The following is a 21,075-nucleotide window of genomic DNA, read 5'->3' as shown; positions in this document are numbered from 1 at the left end:
CCCCAATTAGTTATATCCTATAATGATTGGCGGAAGCGTAGACCGGTCGGAAAAGGGCCGGGGGAGGAGTTCGCCAATGACATTCATCTATCCCGTCGACAGCAACACGGCGCATCCGTTGCCGCTGTCGCCCGAGTACAAGAGCTCGATCAAGCGCGCGCCGAACAAGCCCTTGATCCCGATGCGCCATACGCTGTCGGAGCTGACCGGCCCGGTCTACGGCCACGAGACCGTGCGCGAGGGCGACAACGACCTCACCACCCAACACACTGGCGAGCCGCTCGGCGAACGCATCATTGTGCACGGCCATGTGCGCGACGAGGACGGCCGCGGCGTGCCGAACTCGCTGGTCGAGATCTGGCAGGCCAATTCCTGCGGCCGTTACGTTCACGTCCGCGACCAGCATCCGGCGCCGCTGGATCCGAACTTTACGGGCGCCGGTCGCACCGTGAGCGACGCCTCCGGTTACTATCGCTTTGTCACGATCAAGCCTGGCGCCTATCCTTGGGGCAATCATCACAACGCCTGGCGTCCCGCACACATCCATCTCTCGGTGTTCGGCCATTCCTTCGTCACGCGTCTCGTGACGCAGATGTACTTCCCGGCCGATCCGCTATTCCCGTTCGATCCGATCTTCAATTCGGTGCCGGACGAAAAGGCGCGGGCGCGGATGGTGTCATCGTTCGATCTCGAGAACACCCAGCCCGAATGGGCGCTGTGTTACCGCTTTGACATCGTGCTGCGCGGCAAGAACGCCACCCCTATGGAGAACCATTAAGTGCAGGACAATGGGATCACGCCGTCGCAGACCGTCGGCCCGTTCTTCAAATATGGCTTGACGCCGACCGGCGAGTATGCCTGGAACGATGCGTTTACCAACTCCACCCTGACGCCCGACGTCACCGGCGATCGCGTCCGGATCGAGGGCCGCGTGTTCGACGGAGATGGCGTCGTCGTGCCCGATGTCATGCTGGAGATCTGGCAGGCCGACGCGCAGGGGCGCTTTGCCGATCCGCAGGACAAGCGCGCGCTGCCGAATGCGAGCTTCCGTGGCTTTGCCCGCTGCGGCACCGACAAGGACGGCAATTATTCCTTTGAAACCGTCAAGCCGGGCGCGGTGCCCGATCCCGACGGCAAGCCGCAGGCACCGCATATCCTGCTTGCGGTGTTCGGCCGCGGCATGCTGCGGCATCTCTATACCCGCATCTATTTCAGCGACGAGGCCGGCAATGCCGCCGATCCCGTGCTGGCGGTGGTGCCCGCCGACCGTCGCGCCACGCTGACGGCCGTGCGCGAGGCCGGCAAGCCGGTGTACCGGCTCGACCTGCGGCTTCAGGGCGACAACGAAACGGTGTTTTTCGACGTGTGAGTCCAGCGTCGTCCCGGACAGGCGGAGCGCCGACCCCGGACGACAGCGGAGGACGGACCCAGGCTTCGCTGCCCGAAACCGTTCACCTGACGCCGTTTCCCGTATTTTTCCGGAGTTCGCGCGATGCAATTTCCGCGCGATGCAATCCCGTGTTTACCGTAATCCTTTAGGGTCCGTGGGATTCGGCGCGGCCCCATTGGATTGTTCCATGAAAATTCGCCTTTCCCTTTCTTCCGCAATCATTGCTTTCGGCGTCGTTCTGGCGATCGGTTTCACCGCCGTGGTCTCCACCAGCCTTTACGCCTTGAAAGAGCTCAAGGTCGGCGGCCCGCTCTATTCCGACATCAAGCTGGGCAACGATCTCATCGCCGACATCCTGCCGCCGCCGGAATATGTGATCGAGGCCTACCTCGAGGCCACGCTCGCCATGCGCGAGCCCGACCAGCTGGCGGCTCATGGCGAACGCCTGGTCCAGCTCCGCAAGGATTACGACGAGCGCAAGGCATTCTGGGTCACCTCCAGCCTCTCGGCCGACCTGAAGACGGCCCTGGTGTCGAAATCCGACGTCGAGGTGCAGAAATTCTGGAAGCTGTTGTCCGACCAGCTCCTCCCCGCGCTCAAGGCCAAGGACACGGCCGCTTCCGAGCGCGCCTACGCGCAGCTCAAGGACGCCTACACCGCGCATCGCGCCATCATCGACAGCATCGTCGAGAGCGCCAACAAGCAGAATGCCGACATGGAGAAGCTGGCCGCGGACCGCGACAGCTCCATGCTTTATATCCTCCTCGGCGTCTCCGCCGCCGTCCTCGCCTTCATTGCGGCGGGCCTGCTCGGCGTCGCCCTCGGCGTGATGCGCCCGATCGTGCGCATGACCAGCACGATGCAAAAGCTCGCGACCGGCGATCTCGCCGCCGACATTCCTTTCGCGCACCGGCAGGACGAGGTCGGCTCGATGGCGGGCGCGCTCCTGGTGTTCAAGCAGGCGGCGGTCGAGAATTCCCGCCTGCGCGAGGAGCAGTTGCAGAAGGCGCAGGAGGCGGCGCTCGCCAAACGTGAGGCCCTGCACCAGATGGCCGAAACCGTCGAGCGCGAGACCGGCCGCTCGGTCGACACCGCGAGCGCCGCAACGCAAGGCGTGGAGCGTGCCGCCTCCAGTCTGTCCGAGATCGCAAGGTCGCTCTCGACACAATCGCAGGCGGTCGCAGCCGCCTCCAACCAGGCTCTCGGCAGCTCGCAGACTGTCTCGGCCGCAGCTGAAGAACTCAGTGCTTCGATCCGCGAGATCGCAACCCAGGTCGCGCGGACCAGTACGGTGACGAAATCGGCGGTCGCCGGTCGGGAACAGGCGCGCTCGACCATCCAGACGCTGGCCGGATCGGTGAAGAAGATCGCCGAGGTCTCCGACCTCATCGGCGGCATCGCCGGCCAGACCAATCTGCTGGCACTCAACGCCACCATCGAGGCGGCGCGCGCCGGGGAGGCCGGCCGTGGCTTCGCGGTGGTCGCCGCGGAAGTGAAATCCCTCTCCGACCAAACCGCCAAATCCACCGAGGAGATCGCGCGGCTGATTGCCGAGATCCAGGCCTCGACGCAGGCCGCAGTCGATGCAGTCGAAACCATGGGAGGTCACATCGTCGAGATCGACGGCGTTGCCACCTCGGTTGCCGCCGCGATGGAAGAGCAGGACGCGGCGACGCGAGAGATCACGCGGTCGATCTCCGAATCGGCGTCCGCGGCCAAGGAGGTCTCGGCCAAGATCGGTGATGTCAGCCGCGACGCCGCCTCCGTGAACGAGCGCGCCGCGGAGGTCAGACAGGCGATCGCCGGCATGGCGGCCAATCTCGAACAGCTCCGGTCGGTCGTGGTCCGGACGGTGCGCGACTCGACAGCGGCGGCCTGAGCCGGGCGCGACGTCGTTCGCTGGCGCCTGCGGCCGTGAACGTGCAGGATGACGCGAGGCAGGGGCATCGTGGTTATGACAACTCCACAATTGCCGGCGGTCGTTGAGCCGGCCCAACTGACAGCTGCGCTGCGCAGGAGTGGCGTACTGGACGCTGGTGCAGTGCGCGAAGTGAAGGTGCTGCATCAGCGCGACACCGTCGTCTCACACATCGTTCGCCTCGGCCTGCGCTATGTCGGCGAGTCCGCCGGTGCGCCGCAATCGCTGATCCTGAAGACTGCGAATTCCGACTTCGCCGAAACGCTTGCAGATGCGGGTCGACAGGAAGTGGTTTTCTACACAGAGCTTGCGCCAAGCATGCCGCAGGGGCTCGTGCCGCGCTGCTTCGACGGGAGTTTCGACGAGGAGAGCCTCGGTTGGCACCTGCTGCTCGAGGATCTCACCGACAGCCATGAGATCGCGACCCAATGGCCGCTGCCGCCGTCGCGTGGGCAGGCGGTGGCGATCGTCACGACGCTGGCACGCTGGCATGCGGCATGGTGGGACCATCCTGGTCTTGGTGATACCGTCGGTACCTGGGCGAGCCCCGAGGACCGCAGGCAGCACATGGAGACCTTCGCCGGCCATTACGACCGTTTTGCCGATCTGCTCGGCGATCGCCTCGGTGAAGAGCGCCGCACCCTCTACCGCCGCCTGATCGAGCACTCGGACCGGCTATCCCAGCGCTACCATTCGCGACGTCACATCAGCATTGCCCATGGTGATGCCCACATCTGGAATTTCCTGCTGCCGCGCCCCGGTGTCGCGGATACCGCACGCATCTTCGATTTCGACCAGTGGCGCATCAACGTGCCTACGAGTGACCTCGCCTACATGATGGCGATGCAGTGGTATCCGGACCGCAGGCAGATGCTCGAGCGGCCGCTGCTCAATCTGTATCACGAGACGCTGATCGCCAGCGGCGTCAGCGGCTACACGCGCGGCGCGCTCGACCAGGACTATCGTCTGTCGGTGCTGTGGCACATCACGAGGCCGGTCTGGCAATGGAGCATCAACCTCCCGCCGTTGATCTGGTGGAATAATCTGGAGCGGGTGATGATGGCGGTCGAGGATTTGGGCTGCGAGGAGCTTTTGTAACTGCTCGCACCACAAAACCGCTGTCGTCCCGGCGAAGGCCGGGACCCATACCGCGAGGTCTATCGGTCTTGAGTGACGTTCGTCCCAAACGAAGGTCACTCCCAGTCTTCGTCAAACTGCATCCGGTGGGTATGGGTCCCGGCCCCCGTGCGCAATTGCGCACTAGGCCGGGACGACGGCGTTACTCCATCACCGCGTGTTCCGGCCCGGCCGCCTGCTTGCGCAGGGTGGCCTTGGTCGAGCCGATCAGCAGGGCGAGCGGGATGGTGCAGAGGATGAAGAACATCACCAGCTCGTAGTCGTGCGCGAAGGCGATGATCTGCGCCTGCACGCTGACCATGCGATCGGCCATGGCGCGGCCGGCGTCGGTGGAGAGATTGATCATGCCGCTGACGCTGGGCATCTGGAGCGCGTGGTTGAATGGGTTGATGTGCTCGGACAGGATCGCGTAGGTCCGCCGCGTGCCCTGTGTCAGCTGGGCGATGACGACGGAAATGCCCACTGAGCTCGCGACGTTGCGCATCAGGGTCAGCATCGCGGTGCCGTCGGTGCGCAGCTCATTCGACAAGGTCAGGAACGCCACCGTCGATAGCGGCACGAAGACGAGGCCGAAGCCGAAGCCCTGGATGACGCTGACGGTCACGATCTCCGGCACCTGGGTCAAATCGGTCCAGCCGGTCATCTGGAACAGCGAGCCCGCGGTCAGCGTCAGGCCGGTGATGATCAGCGTGCGGGCCTCGACATAACGCATCATGCGGCCGACCAGCATCATGGCGAAGAAGGTGCCGAAGCCGCGGCTCGCCAGCAGCAGGCCCGCGGTGATGATGGGATAGCCGATCACGTTCTGCATGTAGGGCGAGGCCAGCGCCATGGTCGAGAACAGCACGAGGCCCATCACGACCATGAACATGCAGCCGGTGACGAAGTTGCGATCCCTGAAGAGCGCGAAGCGGATGAACGGCGTCGAGGTCGTGAAGGAGTGCGCGATGAAGAAGTAGAAGGCGACTGCCGAGACGATGAACTCGGCAAGGATCTCGGCCGATTCGAGCCAGCCCAATTGCTCGCCGCGGTCGAGCGCGAGCTGAAGCGAGCCGATCGCGACCGCCAGCGCCGCGAAGCCGAACCAGTCGAATCTGAGACTGAGATCCTTCCGGGTCTCGTCCATGAAGATGATCAGCCCGATCACGGTTATGGCGCCGAACGGCAAATTCACGAAGAACACCCAGTGCCAGGAATAAGTCTCGGTCAGCCAGGCGCCGAGCGAGGGACCCATGATCGGCCCCATCATCACGCCCATGCCCCAGATCGACATCGCCTTGGCGCGTTCCTGGAGCGTGTAATAGTCGAGCATCACCGATTGCGACAACGGCACCAGGGCGGCGCCGAACACGCCCTGCAGCAGACGGAACAGCACCATCTGGTTGATGTCCTGCGCAAGCCCGCATAGTACCGATGCCATGGTGAAGCCGGCCGAGCAGATGATGAAGATGCGCTTGCGGCCGAAGCGGTTGGCGATCCAGCCCACCGGCGCGGTCATGATAGCGGCGGCGACGATGTAGGAGGTCAGCACCCAGTTGATCTGGTCCTGCGAGGCCGACAGCGTGCCCTGCATATAGGGCAGGGCGACGTTGGCGATGGTGGTGTCCAGCGCCTGCATGATGGTTGCCGTCATGGCGCAGATCGTCACCATGTTCCGGCGCAGACCGGGAACCATCAAATGGGCATTGGGGCCGGACATCGGATCAGTCCCTGTCTCAGTCTTTGTCCGTATCTTTGTCTTGGCTCGCGGTCGCCGACAGGCCGAGCAGGCCGGCGAGCGAGCGCCGGTGGCCGGTGTCGATGGTGGCGTAGACGCTCATGCCGGCCTTCAGCTTGCGCACGGATTTGTCGGTCTCGTCGAAATAGATGCGGATCGGCACGCGCTGCACCACCTTGACGAAATTGCCGCTGGCGTTCTGCGGCGGCAGGATCGCGAATTGCGCGCCGGTGCCGGGCGAGAGCGAGCCGATCTTGCCCTTGAAGGTATGGTTCGGGAAGGCGTCGACCTCGAGTGTGACCGGCTGTCCTTCGGTGACGTAGGTGAGATCGCTCTCCTTCGGATTGGCGTCGACCCAGGGATGGGCGACGTCGATGATGGAGAACACCGGCGTGCCGGCGGCGACGTAGCGGCCGAGCTGGATCTGCTCGACTTGTGTTGCCACGCCATCCATCGGCGCGCGCAGCACGGTGTGGTCGAGGTTGCGCTGGGCATCGTCCAGCTTGGCTTTCGCCTGCGCGTAGGCGGGGAATTGCTCCAGCGGCAACTCGGGGTTGCCAAGCAATTGCGTCCTGGCATTGGAGAGTTGCTGCTTGATGTATTGCGCCTGCGCGCCGGCAGTCACCAGTGCATTCGACGCGTTGTCGAGATCGAGCTGCGAGCCGTAATTGTTCTTCACCAGCGACTGCTTGCGTTCGACGTCGCGCTGCTTGAGGTCCATGCCCTGCTGGGCGAGATTGAGCATGTCGCCGTAGATCTTGATGTTGGCAACGAGATTGTCATAGGTGATGCGGGCTTGGGCGAGTTGCGCCTTGGCTTCTTCCAATGCGTGACGGAACGGAGCGGGGTCGATCTCGAACAGCTCGTCGCCGTGCTTGACGATCTGGCCTTCCTTGACGACAACTTTCTGGATTTTGCCGGAGATATCGGGCGTCACCAGCACCTTCTGGGCGCCGACATAGGCGTCGTCGGTGCCGACGTAACGGCCGCCATTGAGATAGAAGGTGAAGCCGGCAACCGCGACGACGATCGGCAGCACGACCAGGAGCAGCACGCGGCGATAGCGGCGCAGGCCCGCCACCAGGCGGCGGCGCGGATTGGTGCCGGCTTTCTTGGTGGGCTTGCCGCCGTCGATTTTCTGCTCGGGCTGGAACTTGAGAACCTGATCAGCCATAGCGCTGCTCCTTACGCGCTTGTTCCGCTCCGCTGGTCTGGATCGCGGACCGCACGTTTTCCTTGATTGTTTCGAGTTGGGTGAGGAGGCGGTGGGCGTCCGCCGGAGTGATACCGTCGAGCGCGTTGGCCGTGAGCTCGGACTTCAGCCCGCTCATCCGCCCGAGCAATTGCCGCCCGGCCTTCTTCAGATACAGCCGCTTGACGCGGCGATCCGAAGGATCGTTGCGTCGCTCGATCCAGTCGCTGTCGCAGAGCTTGTCGATCAGGCGCGTCAGCGTGATCGGCTGCACCTCGAGAAGCTCGGCGAGTTCCGACTGCTTCATGCCTTCGCTGCGCTCGACCTTGGCCAGCACCGCCCATTGCGCGCGGGTGATGCCGAAGCGCGAGGCTTCCTTGTCGGCATAGACCCGGAGCAGGCGATAGAGCTCGGCGAGCGTAAACAGGAAGTTTTGGTCCACGGGCCCTGGGCTCATGAGCTTGGTCTCCAATAAGCTTGGAATATAATAAGCAAGCTTATGATTATTTCATGGCGGGTTTGCGGGACACTGTCCCGCAGGCCGAGCATGGCTGATGGCCGCATCGCCGGTCCCGCTTTGGGTTCCCCTTTCGAAATGCTAGAAGGCCGTCGCATGACCTTCGCAAAGCCGGCATTTCCCGCGCCCGACCACGATCACGGCCGCTGCACCGCGGATGCGCTGGCGCATGCCGAGGCCGTCTGCGGAGAGCGCGCGCAGAAATTCACGCCGATACGCCGCCATGTGCTGGGGGCGCTGCTCTCGAGCCACCGGCCGCTCGGCGCCTATGAGGTGATCGACGAGCTGGCAAAGTCGATGCCGCGGCCGGCGCCGATCACGGTCTATCGTGCTCTCGATTTCCTGATGGCCAACGGCCTCGTGCACCGCATCGAAAGCCGCAACGCCTATCTCGCCTGCGCCGCTCACGACCACGACGCGACCTCGGCGGTGACGTTCCTGATCTGCGAGCGCTGTGGCCTGGTCGGTGAGATTCCGTCGGCTTCCTTCGCCAGGGATCTCAACGCCGCCGCGCGCAGCTCAGGCTTCGCTCCCAAATTGTCCGTGGTGGAAATCACGGGCGTTTGTGCGCATTGTCAGAAAGCTGCATAGAGCAACAACGGCGCAAAGCTGGTTTTTCAGGAAGAAATGTCCTCACCTCAAGCCATACCGTCCGCCGGTCGTCCCCTCAGTGCCGGCGCCATCGCCCTGATGCTCATGCTGTGCCTGACCTGGGGATTCAACCAGATCGCGGTGAAGCTGGTGCTGCCGGACATTCCGCCGATGCTTCAGGCCACGTTCCGCTCGATGGGCGCGCTGCCGGTGCTGTTCATCATCGGCAGCTTGCGCGGCGTTAAATTCTTCGAGCGCGACGGCACCTGGAAGCCCGGCGTGATCGCCGGACTGATGTTCGGCATCGAGTTCGTGCTGATCTTCCAGGGCCTGCGCTTCACACCGGCATCGCGGGCGGTCGTGTTCCTCTACACCGCGCCGTTCTTCGTCGCGCTCGGCTCCTACCAGGTGCTCGGCGAGCGACTTGGCGGGACGCAATGGCTGGGGCTCGCCATCAGCTTTGCAGGCGTCGCACTCGCGATCGGCGTGCCGCAGCCCAACGTCGATTCGCATGTTCTGCTCGGCGACCTCATGATTGTCGGCGGCGCCGCGCTGTGGGCGGCGACCACGCTGGTTGCCAAGGGAACGCGGCTGCGCTTCGCCGCGCCCGAGAAGGCGCTGGGCTACCAGGTCGCGACCTCGATCCCGATCCTGGGGCTGGCCGCCTGGCTGTTCGGGGAGACCATCCCCCACACCCCGTCGCCGCTGTCGCTGGGCCTGATGGCCTTCCAGGCGATCTGGGTCGTGGGAACCACGTTCACGCTTTGGTTCGCGCTGGTGAAGACCTATTCGGCCAGCAAATTGTCGGCTTTTACCTTCATCACCCCTTTGTTTGGCGTGGTGGGTAGCTATTTCATCATGCACGACACGCTCAACCTGACATTCGGGGCTGCCGCCGTCCTTGTCATTGCTGGGCTTTTTCTGGTTAACCGTCCCAGCCAATCCGCTGCGGCACCGCGCGATGCATTGCTGAACGTCACCAAAACCTGATATTTGGACGCCATGAACAAGCTCGAAAAGACCATCGATTCCGACGTTGCGGGCCCCGCGCCCCGGCACAAGACCACCCAGGTCAAGGTCGGCGACGTCGCCGTCGGCGGCGGTGCGCCGATCGTCGTGCAGTCGATGACCAACACCGACACCGCCGATATCGACGGCACCATTGCCCAGGTCGCAGCGCTCGCCCGCGCCGGCTCCGAAATGGTCCGCATCACCGTGGACCGTGAGGAGGCGGCCGCCGCCGTTCCGCACATCCGCGACGGCCTGCTCAAGCGCGGCATCACCACGCCGCTGATCGGCGACTTCCACTATATCGGCCACAAGCTGCTCGCGGCCTATCCGGCCTGCGCCGAGGCGCTCGCCAAATATCGTATCAATCCCGGCAATGTCGGCTTCAAGGACAAGCGCGACACCCAGTTTGCCGACATCATCGAGATCGCCAACAAGAACAACAAGCCGGTGCGCATCGGCGCCAATTGGGGTTCGCTCGATCAGGAGCTGCTGACCAAGCTGATGGACGAGAACGCCGCGTCCGCCGATCCGCGCGACGTGCGCGCGGTGACGCGCGAGGCCATGGTGCAGTCCGCGCTGCTCTCGGCCGCGCGCGCCGAAGAGCTCGGCATGCCGAAGGATCGCATCATCCTCTCGGCCAAAGTCTCGGCCGTGCAGGATCTGATCGCGGTCTATCAGGATCTCGCCAGCCGTTCCGACTACGCGATCCATCTCGGCCTGACCGAGGCCGGCATGGGCACCAAGGGCATCGTGGCGTCCTCGGCCGCGCTCGGCATCCTGTTGCAGCAGGGCATCGGCGACACCATCCGCATCTCACTGACGCCGGAGCCCGGCGGCGACCGTACCCGCGAGGTGCAGGTCGGTCAGGAGCTCTTGCAGACCATGGGCTTCCGCACCTTCGTGCCGCTGGTTGCGGCGTGCCCCGGCTGCGGCCGCACCACCTCGACCACCTTCCAGGAACTGGCCAGCTCGATCCAGGGGTTCATCCGCGACGAGATGCCGACCTGGAAGACGAAATATCCCGGCGTGGAAGAGCTCAACGTCGCGGTGATGGGCTGCATCGTCAACGGCCCCGGCGAATCCAAGCACGCCAATATCGGCATCTCGCTGCCGGGCACGGGCGAGGCGCCGGCTGCCCCGGTGTTCGTCGACGGCAAGAAGTTCCGCACCCTGCGCGGCCCGACCATCTCCGCCGACTTCAAGGCGCTCGTGATCGACTACATCGAGCAGCGCTACGGCCAGGGCGCCAAGGTGCCGGTGACCGCGGCGGAGTAGCCCTTTTGCGGCGTGTAGCCCGGATGGAGCGCAGCGAAATCCGGGTTCTCGCAAGCTGACGAACTCAACCCGGATTGCGCTTCGCTCCATCCGGGCTACGATGTCCCCAATCAAGAGCGATCGGGAGACACGCCATGAGCTCACTCGCCGGCAAGCAGGGCCCGCGCTATCGCCATGCGGCGGACGACAGCGCGCCTTACGAGACCATCTCGGTCGAAAAGCTCACCCCGATCATCGGCGCGGAAATCTCCGGCGTCGACATCGGCAAGCTCGTTTCCGACGATGCCCGCTCCAATCAACAGATGGACGAGGTCCATCGCGCGCTCGCCGAAAACCTCGTCATCTTCTTCCGCGACCAGACCATCACGCCACAGCAGCATCTCGCCTTCGGCCGCAAGTTCGGCGAGCTGCATTTCCATCCTGCCGCGCCGCACGAGGATGAAGACCCGGCGCTGATGAAGATCTATGCGGATGCGAACTCGCCGCGCGCCAACGGCGAGGGCTGGCATTCCGACGTGTCCTGCGATCTCGAGCCGCCGATGGGCTCGATCCTCTACATCAAGCAGTGCCCGCCGCGCGGCGGCGACACGCTGTTCGCCAACATGTACGCGGCCTACGAGGCGCTGTCGGACCGGATGAAGGCCTATCTCGACGGGCTGACCGCACTGCATGACGGCGAGCCGATCTATCGCGGGCTCTACGCCAATTACGGCGTCGCCGACCGCCCGTCCTATCCGAGTGCCGAGCATCCCGTGGTGCGCACGCATCCGGTCACCGGCAGGAAGGCGCTCTACGTCAATCGCGGCTTCACCCGGCACATCAACGGAATCCCGCGCGACGAGAGCGATGCGATGCTGGCCTATCTCTATCAGCACGCGGAAAACCCGCTGTTCCAGTGCCGCTTCCGCTGGACCGAGAACGCCATCGCCTTCTGGGACAACCGCTGCACCCAGCACCGCGCGATGTGGGACTACTGGCCGCACACGCGCTCCGGCACGCGCGTGACGGTGAAGGGGGAGCGGCCGGTTTAACCGGCCTGCGCACCGCGTTCCGCGTTGACGTCTTCCCGCGGCCGCGCCAATCTTGCCGAAAACAAAGACCGTCGGGAGGATCATCCATGCTCCGCGCCGAGGACAACAAATTCCTGACCGAGTCCGGCCCCGGAACCGGCATGGGCGAATTGTTGCGCCGGTTCTGGATTCCTGTCCTGCTGTCCGAAGAACTTCCCGAACCCGACGGCGAGCCGAAGAAGATCGTCGTGCTCGGCGAGGAGCTGCTTGCGTTCCGCGATACGCGCGGCGTCGTCGGAATCATCGACCAGTATTGCCCGCATCGGGGCGCCAATCTCTGGCTTGGGCGCAATGAGGAATGCGGCATCCGCTGCGTCTATCACGGCTGGAAGTTCGACACCGACGGAAGGTGCGTCGACATGCCGACCTCCTATCCCGATCTCAACGCCAAGGATCTCATCCGCATCAAATCCTATCCGGCGCGCGAATGGGGCGAGATGATCTGGGCCTATATGGGTCCCGCGGATGCGATGCCCGAGCTGCCCGATCTCGAAATGGCGCTGCTGCCGGCCTCGCACCGCTACGTCAGCAAGAAATGGCAGGACTGCAACTGGGTGCAGGCGCTGGAAGGCTCGATCGACACCGCGCATTTCACCTTCGCCCATCTCTCCTTCGACAAGGAGGAGAACGAGATTTTGGATATCAAGAAGCATTTCGTGAATCCGATCGCGCGGATGTCAAGCGACCACATGCGCTGGATCGCGGAGGATCCGCGCCCGGTGATCAAGATCGCCCCGCATGCGGCGGGCCTCACCATCGCCGGCGGGCGGATCACCGGCGACGACAACATCTACTGGCGCATCGCGCAGTTCCTGATGCCGTTCCACGCCTATGCCCCGAGCGCGATGCCGGGCGAGAACATCTTTGGCCAGACCTTCGTCCCCGTCACCGACACCAATTGCTGGATCTACACCTATGCCTGGAATCCGGAGCGGCCGCTGACGCAAGCCGAGCGTGACGCCTTCGATCGCGGCAACGGCGTGATCGCGGAAGTCGGCGACAATTACGTGCCGCTGCGCCACAAGGGCAACGACTATCTGATCGACCGCAAGCTGCAGAAGACCAGGAGCTACACCGGCATCAAGGGCGTCTCCGAACAGGATGCGGCCGTGCAGGACAGCCAGGGCCCGATTGCCGACCGCACCCGCGAGCATCTCGGTCCGACCGATCTCGGCATCATGCATTTCCGGAAAGTCGTGATGGAGCTGGCGCGAGCGCTTCAGCAGGGCGAGCCGCCGCCGCAGGCCGCGCATCAGGATCGCTACGCCGTGCGCTCGGGCGCCTGCGTCACCAGCAAGGCCAAGGACCTTTCCGCGGTGATGCTGGAGCGTTTCGGTGACGTCACAGGCTTTGTCGGCCGGCCGCGAACAGCGGCAGCGGAGTAGCACTTGGGGCAGCCGCGCAGCATCCTTGCAAGTCTCGTCTCGACGCTGGTCGCGTCGATCTTGCTATGGTCGCTGGCGCCTGCAGGTAAGGGCCATGCTGCTATCGCGCGGAAGATCGCGAAACCCAAGCCGCCGCACGCGCCGGTCAAATGTGAGATGTCGAAATTCCGGATCGTCGTGGATGTTGGGCACACCCCGGACTCCTACGGCGCGTTGAGCGCACGCAACGACACGGAATTCGGCTTCAACTTCCGGCTTGCAAGATTGATCGCGGCGAAGCTCAAGGCCGAAGGCTTTGCCGCGACCCGGCTGCTCGTCACGGACGGCAAGGCGCGGCCGAGTTTGCTCAAACGCGTCAGTACCGCGAATGGCGCCCGGGCCGATCTCTTCCTGTCGATCCATCACGATTCGGTGCCGGACAAGCTGATCGAGACCTGGGAGTTCGACGGCGCGAACAGCTATTTCAGCGACCGCTTTTCGGGCCACTCTCTGTTCGTGTCGCAGCGGAATCCGCACTACGCTGCGAGCCTGATGCTGGCCCGGATGATCGGCCGGCAGCTGAAGGATCAAGACCTGCATTATGCCGGCCAATATGCCCTGCCGGTGATGGGCCGCTACCGGCGCCAATTGCTCGACAAGGATGTCGGCGTTTACCGCTATGACGGGCTCGTCGTGCTCTCGCAAACCCGCAGTGCCGCAGTGCTGCTCGAAGCGGGCTCCATTATCAACCGGGACGAGGAGATGGCGATGAACTCCCCGGAGCGGCAGCAGATCATTGCGGGCGCCGTGGCGGTGGCGATGAGGGAATTTTGCGAGAGGCGGTAGTTTGCGCCGCCGCTTCAACAGCCGTCATTGCGAGCGTAGCGAAGCAATCCAGGCTGCCGCAGCGGAAAGATTCTGATCTTCCCCCAAAAAAGTGGACAGGGTTCAAGCCGATTTTAGCTCCATCTCGACCGGGCTGATATAGCCGATAGCCGAGTGCCTTCGGGTCTGATTGTAGAAGCCTTCGACGTAAGCGAAGATGTCGCGCTCGGCTTCATTGCGGGTCTCATATTGACTGTGATGGATCAGTTCGGTCTTGAGCGTGTGGAAGAAGCTTTCCATCGGGGCGTTGTCGTAGCAGTCGGCTCTGCGGCTCATCGAAGGCCGAAAGCCGGCGGCTTGCAGCGCTTGGCGGTACTCGGTTGAAGCATATTGGATGCCGCGATCGGAATGATGGATCAGGCCGGCGCCGGGCTTTTGTCCCTTGATCGCCATTCGTAATGCGGCGAGCGGCAATTCGGCGCGTAGATGGTCGTCCATTGCCCAGCCCACGATGCGGCGACTGTACAGATCCATAACGGCGGCCAGGTACAACCATCCCTGGCCGGTCCAGACATAGGTGATGTCGGCGAGCCAAACCTGATTGCGCATGGCGGCCGAGAAGTTCCGGCCGAGCAGGTTCGGCGCGATCGGGAAGCCATGCCCGCTATCGGTGGTGCGGCATCGTCGCGGCCCGGCGGAGATGGCTCGAACGCCATGACGGCGCATCTGCCGCTCGATCCGGCCACGGCTTGCATGATGTCCCTGGGCTTTGAGCTCGACATGGATGCGCGGGCTGCCATAGCGGCCATGGCTCTCGCGATGAACCCGCTTGATGCCTTCCAGCAGATCTCGATTGGCCACGGCCCGAGGGCTTTCCGGGCGCGACCTCCAAGCATAGTAGCCCGCGGGCGAGACGCCGAGCACACGGCACATGATCTTAACCGGATAGTCCGCCCGGCGATCTTCGATGAAACGGAACCTCATGTCCGGGGTCCAGCAAAGATCGCTATCGACTTTTTTAAAATGTCGCGCTCCATGCGCAGCTGTTCGTTTTCCCGCTGCAACCGTGCGACCAGGTCAGCTTGGTCCGCCGACGGCACCGCCGCTTGCGATGTGGGCGCCACGGCGCTGCCGCCGGCTGCCACCGTGCTCCGATCCTTCACCCATCGGCTCAGCACGGAGCCGTCAAGCCCGAGCTCCTTCGATACCGACTTCGCCGAGCGGCCGCTCGACAAGACCAGATCGACTGCCTGCCGCTTGTACTCGTCCGAATAGGACCGTCGCTGCCGTTTCGCCATCTGACACCTCTCGCTGCCTAAGCTATAGGTGTCCACCGATTTAGGGGAGGCTCAAGTCTGGATTGCTTCGCTACGCTCGCAATGACGAGGAGCTACAGCGGCCCTCCCCGATATTCCCGGTTCGCTAAACTCGCTTCCTCCAGATCCAGATCGCGCTCGATCCGCCGCCGCGTCTCGTCGGTGATCTGGCCGTCGCGCAGCAGTTCGTGGATGAATTTGCGCTCGGCGGCGATCAGGCCGCGGGTCAGGGCGGTGCCGGCGGCGGAGACGTCGTGGCGGGTGGGATCGAGCGAGTCCGGTAGCTGGTTGACACGGATCTCGTGGCGGGCGCGCAGGAGCCGCATCACCTCGTCGGACACGTCCTTCTCCTCTGTCAGCGCGTCGAGCGACTTCAGGGCGGCATCGAGGGTCTGGCGCCGTGCCGCGATCTCGGCCTCGTGCTCGGCGGCATGCTCGTTGCGACCGGCTTCGGCGACACCGAGCCAACGGACCACCGGGGGCAGCGTGAGGCCGACGCCGATCAGCGTGATGAAGATGACGCCGAAGGCAACGAACAGGATCAGGTCGCGAAACGGAAAGGTCTCGCCGCCCGGAAGCGTGAACGGCAGCGCCAGCGCCGCCGCCAGCGACACCGCGCCGCGCACGCCGGTGAACGCAAGCACGAACGGCCATTGCCATGGCGGGGAGGGGTCGCGAGCGCGCAGCGACTTGCTGAGCATCCGTGGCAGATAGGTCGCGGGATAGAGCCAGGCGAAGCGCGCGATCACGACGACCGCCAGCACCACGACGGTCGCGATCACGATGTCATCGAGCGGGAACGCCTTCGACTTCTCGTAGAGCGCACGCATCTGGAACCCGGTGAGCAGGAACAGCAAGCCCTCGATAAGATAGATCACGAGGTCCCAGAAGAAGATGCCTTGCAGGCGCGTCGATGCCGAGATCAACAGCGGACCGTTCCAGCTCACATAGAGGCCACAGGCGACGGTGGCGATCACGCCGGAGCCGCCGAGATGCTCGGGCAGCCAGTAGGACACGTAGGGCGTGATCAGCGAAAGTGTCAGCTCGACCTGCGGGTCTCCCGACCATTTGCGGAACCTCAGGGAGAGCCAGCCGACACCGATGCCGAAGGCGATCTCGCCGGCGACGATGAGCAAGAACTCGCCGCCTGCCAGAGGCAGCGAGAAATGCCCGACCATGATTGCGGCGAGCGCGAAGCGGTAGAGGATCAGCGCGGTGGCGTCATTCGCGAGCCCTTCGCCTTCGAGGATGACCATCAGCCTGCGCGGCAAATGCAGCCGGCGCGCGATCGCGAGCGGCGCCACCACGTCGGGCGGCGCGACGATGGCGCCGAGCAGGAAGCCAACGGTCCAGGGCAGGCCGATGAAATAATGCGTGGCGGTTGCGACCAACGCCGCGGTGAAGATCACCGCGCCCACCGCCAGCAGCACGATGGGGCGAAGATTCTTTTTGAATTCGCGCCAGCTCATCGCGACGCTTGCCGAGTAGATCAGCGGCGGCAGCACCATCAGCAGCACCAGCTCCGGCGGCAGTTCGACCGGCGGCATGCCCGGCACGAAGGCGAGGCCGACGCCGGAGAGCATCAGCAGAATGGCAGGCGCGATGTTGAAGCGGCGGGCGACAAGCGCGGTGCCCGCCAGCACGGCGAGCAGGATGAGAAAGGTCTGAAATTTCGCTTCCATGATGATCTGTCTTCACTCGGAAGCGGCCGGAAGGTCAATGCATGCGGCTCACGCCAGCCGCTCGGCCACCATGTGGCCGATGCGTGCGAACACGGTTTCGATCTGCGCCGCGCTCGGCGTGCCGCCCTGGGTATAGGCCGCGATCAGGATCGGTGCATCGGGCTTCGTATCGGGCTTGGGCCAGGCCACCGCGATGTCGCCGGAGGCGTCCTTGCCGTTGTTGCCGGTCTTGTCGCCGATCTTCCAGCTTGCGGGGAGGCCGGCACGCAGCCGGTTCGCGCCGGTCTTGCAACCCACCAGCCACTCCGTGAGCTGCGCGCGCGAGGTGGTCGACAGCGCCTCGCCCGTCACCAGCCGGCGCAGATTGCCTGCCATCGCCGCCGGAGTCGTAGTGTCGCGGGGATCGCCGGGCGGTGAGCGGTTGAGCTCGGGCTCGTTGTGGTCGAGCCGAGAGGTGGTGTCGCCGAGCGAGCGCCAGAATGCGGTGAGTGCGGCGGGACCGCCGATCCGCGCCAGCAGCAAATTGGCGCAGGTGTTGTCGCTGAGCTCGACAATCGCCTTGCACATCTCGGTGACCGACATTGCTCCGGCGGCAACGTTCTGCTTGGCGACCGGTGCGTACTCCAGCAGGTCGGCCTTGCCGTACGGGATCATGGCGGCAAGCTGATCCTCGCCACGATCGACTCGCGCCAGTACGCAAGCCGCCAGCGAAGCCTTGAATGTCGAGCACATGACGAACCGTTCGTCGGCGCGCCATGCGAGCTTTGCGCCGGTCGCGAGGTTCTCGGCATAGACCCCGATCCGGCCGCCACTCTCGCGCTCATAGGTTTCGAGCTCAGGTAATCCGTCTGCGGCGAGCGCGGGAGAGGCGGCAATCCAGCACAATGAGGCAAGCAGCGAACGGCGATCGAAAAGCATGGGGGACCTTTTGAGCGAGGCGGGGGCGGGGTGGAGATGCGGCATGCACTCCATCCGCATCGTCATTGCGAGCGCAGCGAAGCAATCCAGTCTGCCTCCGCGGAAAGACTCTGGATGCTTCGCTGCGCTCGCAATGACGGAGGATGTGGGACGAGTGCGCCCGATTTCGGGCAGCGCAAGATTAGGCCCCTCTCACTCCCGCAGATCATACCGATAAGACTTCGACACGATCTGCCAGCCGTCGGCGAGCTTCATCGCCACCAGATAGTCGGTGAAAAAACGCGGCGGCAGTTGGCACCGGACCTTGATGAAGGCGGTCTTGTCGTCGGAACGGTCGATGGTGACAATGAAATCCTCGCGCGGCTTGCCTTCGGCCTTGCCGGAGGGGCGCTTGCGCACCCGGTCGAGCCAGTCCGGCACGGTCAGCACCTGCAGCTCGCCCTTTTCGACCCAGCGCAAATCGGCGGAGGGATGGAAGATGGCGCCGAGTTTTTCGGCATCGCCCTCGTAAAGTCCATCGAAATAGGATTGCACGACGGCTTCGACGCTCGAACGGTTCTGGCTCATGGGTCATCCCTTTGACTGATGGCTCGGGCCGAACTTAGTCGTACAGATCAAAATGCGCTATAAGAGTGCGTACCATTTGCGCGAGGACACTGTGATGACCGGATCAGAGAATTCGAACGCTCGTATCCTGGTCGGCGAATGCTATTGCCGCGCCGTGCGCTACGAGGTGGCGGACGCGTTCTCCTATGCAATGAACTGCCACTGCTCGAATTGCCGCCGCACCACCGGCGCCGCCTTCAAGCCGTTCGCCGGCATCGAGCAGAGCAAGTTCCGCATCGTTGGCGGCGAGAACCAGCGCACCATCTACGGTGACGACACCACCCATGACGCCCACTGCGCCCGCTGCGGCTCGCTGCTTTATTCCCGGGTGCGCGACGGGAAATGGGTCCATGTCGCCATGGGAACCCTGGTGGATGCCCCCTCGATCCGACCGAACGCCCACATTTTCGTGGGCTCGAAGGCGCCCTGGCACGAGATTACGGACAATCTGCCTCGATATCGGGGCCACATCGGGAATGCCTGACCTGCTGTGCACCCGTTTCGCGGCGAACCGCGGCCGAACTGGCGCGACAAACAAAAGGGGTCTTTCGGCCTGCCGCTGGCACCACCTTCGTGACCTCCATCACAAGCGCTCGCGGCGGACCCTGCTAAAGCCATCCCAAAGGGGCTCGAACTGCCCTGAACTTGGAAGTCGTGTCATGCGCAAATTGCTCAGACTTTGCCCACTTCTCCTCGCCGTCGCGCTGCTATTCGGCGCCGGGCCCGCTTTCGCCGGGAAGCGCGTCGCGCTGGTGATCGCCAACTCCGCCTATCAGCATGCGCCGTCGCTGACGAACCCCGTCAATGACGGTTCGGTGATGGCCAGGACGCTGAAGGAGGCCGGGTTCGACATCGTCGATTCCCGGCGCGATCTGACGGCGCAGGAGACGCGGCGCGTGCTGCGCGAATTCGCCGACGGGACCCGCGATGCCGATATCGCTGTGGTCTATTATGCCGGCCACGGCATCGAGGTCGAAGGCTCGAACTATCTGATCCCTGTCGACGCCAAGCTGGAGCGTGACACCGACGTCTTTGACGAGGCGCTCTCCCTCGACCGCGTCCTGGTCGCGGTCGAACCGGCCAAGCAGCTTCGCCTGGTGATCCTGGATGCCTGCCGTGACAATCCGTTCGGCAAGACCATGAAGCGCACGGTCGCCTCGCGCGGCATCGGCCGCGGCCTCGCCCAGGTTGAGCCGACCAGCCCCAACACGCTGATCGCCTATTCGGCCAAGGCCGGCTTCACGGCGCAGGACGGCGACGGTGCGAACAGCCCCTTCACCGTGGCGCTGTCCAAGCATCTGACGACGCCGGGCCTCGACGTCCGCCGCGCCTTCGGCTTCGTGCGCGACGACGTGCTCAAGTCGACAGGTAACAAGCAGGAGCCGTTCGTCTATGGCTCGCTCGGCGGCGAGGACGTGCCGCTGGTGCCGGTTAAGGTGACGGCTGCGGCTGCCGCTGCGCCCGCGCCGAACCCGCAAGCCGACATCCGCCGCGATTACGAGCTCGCGCTCCAGGTCGGCAACAGGCCGGCATGGGAGGCGTTCCTCGCCCAGCATTCCGACGGCTTCTATGCGAGCCTTGCCAAGCTTCAGCTCGAAAAAATCGGCGCCGAGCAGGCTCATGCGGCGGCCACCGAGAAGGCGAAACAGGCCGAGGCCGAGCGCGATCGTCTTGCCGCGGTTGGCGCGCAGAAGGATACGCAGGCCAAGGCAGCCGCCGATGCGAAGGCCGCAGAGCAGGTACAGCTTGCCGCGCAAAAGGCCAAGGAGCAGGCGCAGCAGCAGGCGGCCGCCGCCGAGCAGCAGCGCGTCAATCTCGCCGCCGCGGCGCCCAGTGCAGCGCCAGCCAGCACGGCAAGCCCAGCCGGCACCAACGTTGCGTCGCTGACGCCAGCCACCGCGCCGGCCGATCTCAGCCGCTCGGTGCAGACCGAGCTCGGGCGCGTCGGCTGCTTCTCCGGCGCCGCCGACGGCAACTGGACGACGTCCGCGCAGCGCTCGTTGTCGCAGTTCAATCGTTATGCCGGCACCAAGCTCGACGTGAAGGTGGCGAGCACCGATGCACTCGACACGGTCAAGTCGAAACAGTCGCGCGTCTGTCCGCTGGTTTGCGAGCACGGCTTCAAGGCCGACGGCGACAAGTGCACCAAGATCGTCTGCCGTGATGGCTTTGCGATCAACGACGACAACGAATGCGAGAAGCAGCGTGTCGCCAAGCCCGCCAAGCCTGCGACCGCCAAGCCTGCGACCGCAAAGCGTGACGATGCCGACGAGCGTCCCGCACGGCAGCGGCGCCAAGCCGGCGGTGAGGCTGCCGGAGCAGCGGGCGGCTTTGGTGGCGCTGCGGGCATCGCTGCTGCCGCTGGCACCAGCCGCCGCTCAAGTGGCGGGCAGCTATTCTGCAACAACAGCGGCTGTCGTGCGGTCAACCGCGGCTGCCATCTCGAATATCGCGGCGGCGGCGGCCCCGGCAACGATGCCAACGCCGAGGTCTGTAATTAACTCCCAATGTCGTCCTGGCGAAAGCCAGGACTCATTACCCCAGGG

Annotated in this window: 19 protein-coding genes; 12 read left to right on the top strand and 7 right to left on the bottom strand. The window is 64.4% G+C overall.

What is annotated here, in order from left to right; translation table 11 throughout:
• Nucleotides 1-76 precede the first annotated feature (76 nt).
• The 4 genes from pcaH (at nucleotide 77) to BRA1417_RS0103125 (ending at nucleotide 4,406) form a co-directional block, all read left to right on the top strand.
• Complete coding sequence (gene pcaH / locus BRA1417_RS0103140) at nucleotides 77-778, top strand: protocatechuate 3,4-dioxygenase subunit beta (protein WP_027514573.1); 702 nt, start codon at nucleotides 77-79, stop codon at nucleotides 776-778.
• A complete protein-coding gene (gene pcaG, locus BRA1417_RS0103135; protein ID WP_027514572.1) occupies nucleotides 779-1,369 on the top strand; it encodes a protocatechuate 3,4-dioxygenase subunit alpha in 591 nt (196 codons plus the stop codon).
• Between the two features lie 208 nt (nucleotides 1,370-1,577).
• Nucleotides 1,578-3,269, top strand: coding sequence for a methyl-accepting chemotaxis protein (locus tag BRA1417_RS0103130; RefSeq protein WP_027514571.1), 1,692 nt, complete (start codon nucleotides 1,578-1,580; stop codon nucleotides 3,267-3,269).
• Between the two features lie 48 nt (nucleotides 3,270-3,317).
• On the top strand, nucleotides 3,318-4,406 hold the full coding sequence (locus BRA1417_RS0103125) for a phosphotransferase (protein ID WP_027514570.1): 1,089 nt from the start codon (nucleotides 3,318-3,320) through the stop codon (nucleotides 4,404-4,406).
• Nucleotides 4,407-4,587: 181 nt separating this feature from the next.
• Here BRA1417_RS0103125 and BRA1417_RS0103120 read toward each other — a convergent pair whose 3' ends face one another.
• From BRA1417_RS0103120 to BRA1417_RS0103110, 3 genes are read right to left on the bottom strand one after another with little or no spacing between them, the layout of a single operon-like run.
• Nucleotides 4,588-6,144, bottom strand: a complete 1,557-nt coding sequence (locus tag BRA1417_RS0103120) for an MDR family MFS transporter (RefSeq protein WP_027514569.1) — start codon at nucleotides 6,142-6,144, stop codon at nucleotides 4,588-4,590.
• Between the two features lie 16 nt (nucleotides 6,145-6,160).
• On the bottom strand, nucleotides 6,161-7,336 hold the full coding sequence (locus BRA1417_RS0103115) for an HlyD family secretion protein (RefSeq protein ID WP_027514568.1): 1,176 nt from the start codon (nucleotides 7,334-7,336) through the stop codon (nucleotides 6,161-6,163).
• Complete coding sequence (locus BRA1417_RS0103110) at nucleotides 7,329-7,811, bottom strand: MarR family winged helix-turn-helix transcriptional regulator (protein WP_007598134.1); 483 nt, start codon at nucleotides 7,809-7,811, stop codon at nucleotides 7,329-7,331. The genes BRA1417_RS0103115 and BRA1417_RS0103110 overlap by 8 nt, the downstream gene beginning before the upstream one ends.
• Before the next feature lie 156 nt (nucleotides 7,812-7,967).
• On the opposite strand from BRA1417_RS0103110, the gene BRA1417_RS0103105 reads away from it, so the two are divergent.
• From BRA1417_RS0103105 to BRA1417_RS0103075, 6 genes are all read left to right on the top strand, one after another.
• Entirely contained in the window at nucleotides 7,968-8,462 is a 495-nt protein-coding gene (locus tag BRA1417_RS0103105) for a Fur family transcriptional regulator (protein WP_027514567.1), read from the top strand.
• A 36-nt stretch (nucleotides 8,463-8,498) separates the two neighbouring features.
• A complete protein-coding gene (locus BRA1417_RS0103100; protein ID WP_007615962.1) occupies nucleotides 8,499-9,452 on the top strand; it encodes a DMT family transporter in 954 nt (317 codons plus the stop codon).
• Between the two features lie 12 nt (nucleotides 9,453-9,464).
• Nucleotides 9,465-10,748 (top strand): flavodoxin-dependent (E)-4-hydroxy-3-methylbut-2-enyl-diphosphate synthase, encoded by a 1,284-nt coding sequence (gene ispG / locus BRA1417_RS0103095; RefSeq protein WP_027514566.1) that lies wholly within the window; start codon nucleotides 9,465-9,467, stop codon nucleotides 10,746-10,748.
• A 134-nt stretch (nucleotides 10,749-10,882) separates the two neighbouring features.
• Complete coding sequence (locus BRA1417_RS0103090; RefSeq protein ID WP_027514565.1) at nucleotides 10,883-11,779, top strand: TauD/TfdA family dioxygenase; 897 nt, start codon at nucleotides 10,883-10,885, stop codon at nucleotides 11,777-11,779.
• An 86-nt stretch (nucleotides 11,780-11,865) separates the two neighbouring features.
• Nucleotides 11,866-13,203, top strand: coding sequence for a Rieske 2Fe-2S domain-containing protein (locus BRA1417_RS0103080; RefSeq protein ID WP_027514564.1), 1,338 nt, complete (start codon nucleotides 11,866-11,868; stop codon nucleotides 13,201-13,203).
• Nucleotides 13,204-13,206: 3 nt separating this feature from the next.
• Complete coding sequence (locus tag BRA1417_RS0103075; RefSeq protein WP_027514563.1) at nucleotides 13,207-14,028, top strand: N-acetylmuramoyl-L-alanine amidase; 822 nt, start codon at nucleotides 13,207-13,209, stop codon at nucleotides 14,026-14,028.
• A gap of 102 nt (nucleotides 14,029-14,130) precedes the next feature.
• Here the strand turns inward: BRA1417_RS0103075 and BRA1417_RS0103070 are convergent.
• From BRA1417_RS0103070 to BRA1417_RS0103050, 4 genes are all read right to left on the bottom strand, one after another.
• A protein-coding gene (locus BRA1417_RS0103070; RefSeq protein WP_156948563.1) for an IS3 family transposase occupies nucleotides 14,131-15,305 on the bottom strand; the annotation gives its coding sequence in 2 pieces (ribosomal slippage) (nucleotides 14,131-14,996 and nucleotides 14,996-15,305; 1,176 coding nt in all).
• Nucleotides 15,306-15,397: 92 nt separating this feature from the next.
• The gene (locus tag BRA1417_RS0103060; RefSeq protein ID WP_027514560.1) at nucleotides 15,398-17,005 is read right to left on the bottom strand and encodes a Na+/H+ antiporter; all 1,608 of its coding nucleotides are present in this window, start codon (nucleotides 17,003-17,005) and stop codon (nucleotides 15,398-15,400) included.
• A gap of 48 nt (nucleotides 17,006-17,053) precedes the next feature.
• Complete coding sequence (gene bla / locus BRA1417_RS0103055; RefSeq protein ID WP_027514559.1) at nucleotides 17,054-17,923, bottom strand: class A beta-lactamase; 870 nt, start codon at nucleotides 17,921-17,923, stop codon at nucleotides 17,054-17,056.
• Nucleotides 17,924-18,115: 192 nt separating this feature from the next.
• On the bottom strand, nucleotides 18,116-18,490 hold the full coding sequence (locus BRA1417_RS0103050) for a nuclear transport factor 2 family protein (RefSeq protein ID WP_007598116.1): 375 nt from the start codon (nucleotides 18,488-18,490) through the stop codon (nucleotides 18,116-18,118).
• Between the two features lie 94 nt (nucleotides 18,491-18,584).
• Here BRA1417_RS0103050 and BRA1417_RS0103045 point away from each other — a divergent pair, with 94 nt between their 5' ends.
• Both BRA1417_RS0103045 and BRA1417_RS0103040 read left to right on the top strand, forming a co-directional pair.
• On the top strand, nucleotides 18,585-19,013 hold the full coding sequence (locus tag BRA1417_RS0103045; RefSeq protein ID WP_027514558.1) for a GFA family protein: 429 nt from the start codon (nucleotides 18,585-18,587) through the stop codon (nucleotides 19,011-19,013).
• A gap of 175 nt (nucleotides 19,014-19,188) precedes the next feature.
• Nucleotides 19,189-21,030 (top strand): caspase family protein, encoded by a 1,842-nt coding sequence (locus tag BRA1417_RS0103040; RefSeq protein ID WP_027514557.1) that lies wholly within the window; start codon nucleotides 19,189-19,191, stop codon nucleotides 21,028-21,030.
• Nucleotides 21,031-21,075 lie beyond the last annotated feature (45 nt).

This window comes from Bradyrhizobium sp. WSM1417 (assembly GCF_000515415.1).
Lineage (GTDB): Bacteria > Pseudomonadota > Alphaproteobacteria > Rhizobiales > Xanthobacteraceae > Bradyrhizobium.
The sequence above is the reverse complement of the archived record's forward strand: the minus strand, read 5'-3'. Positions and strand labels throughout refer to the sequence as shown.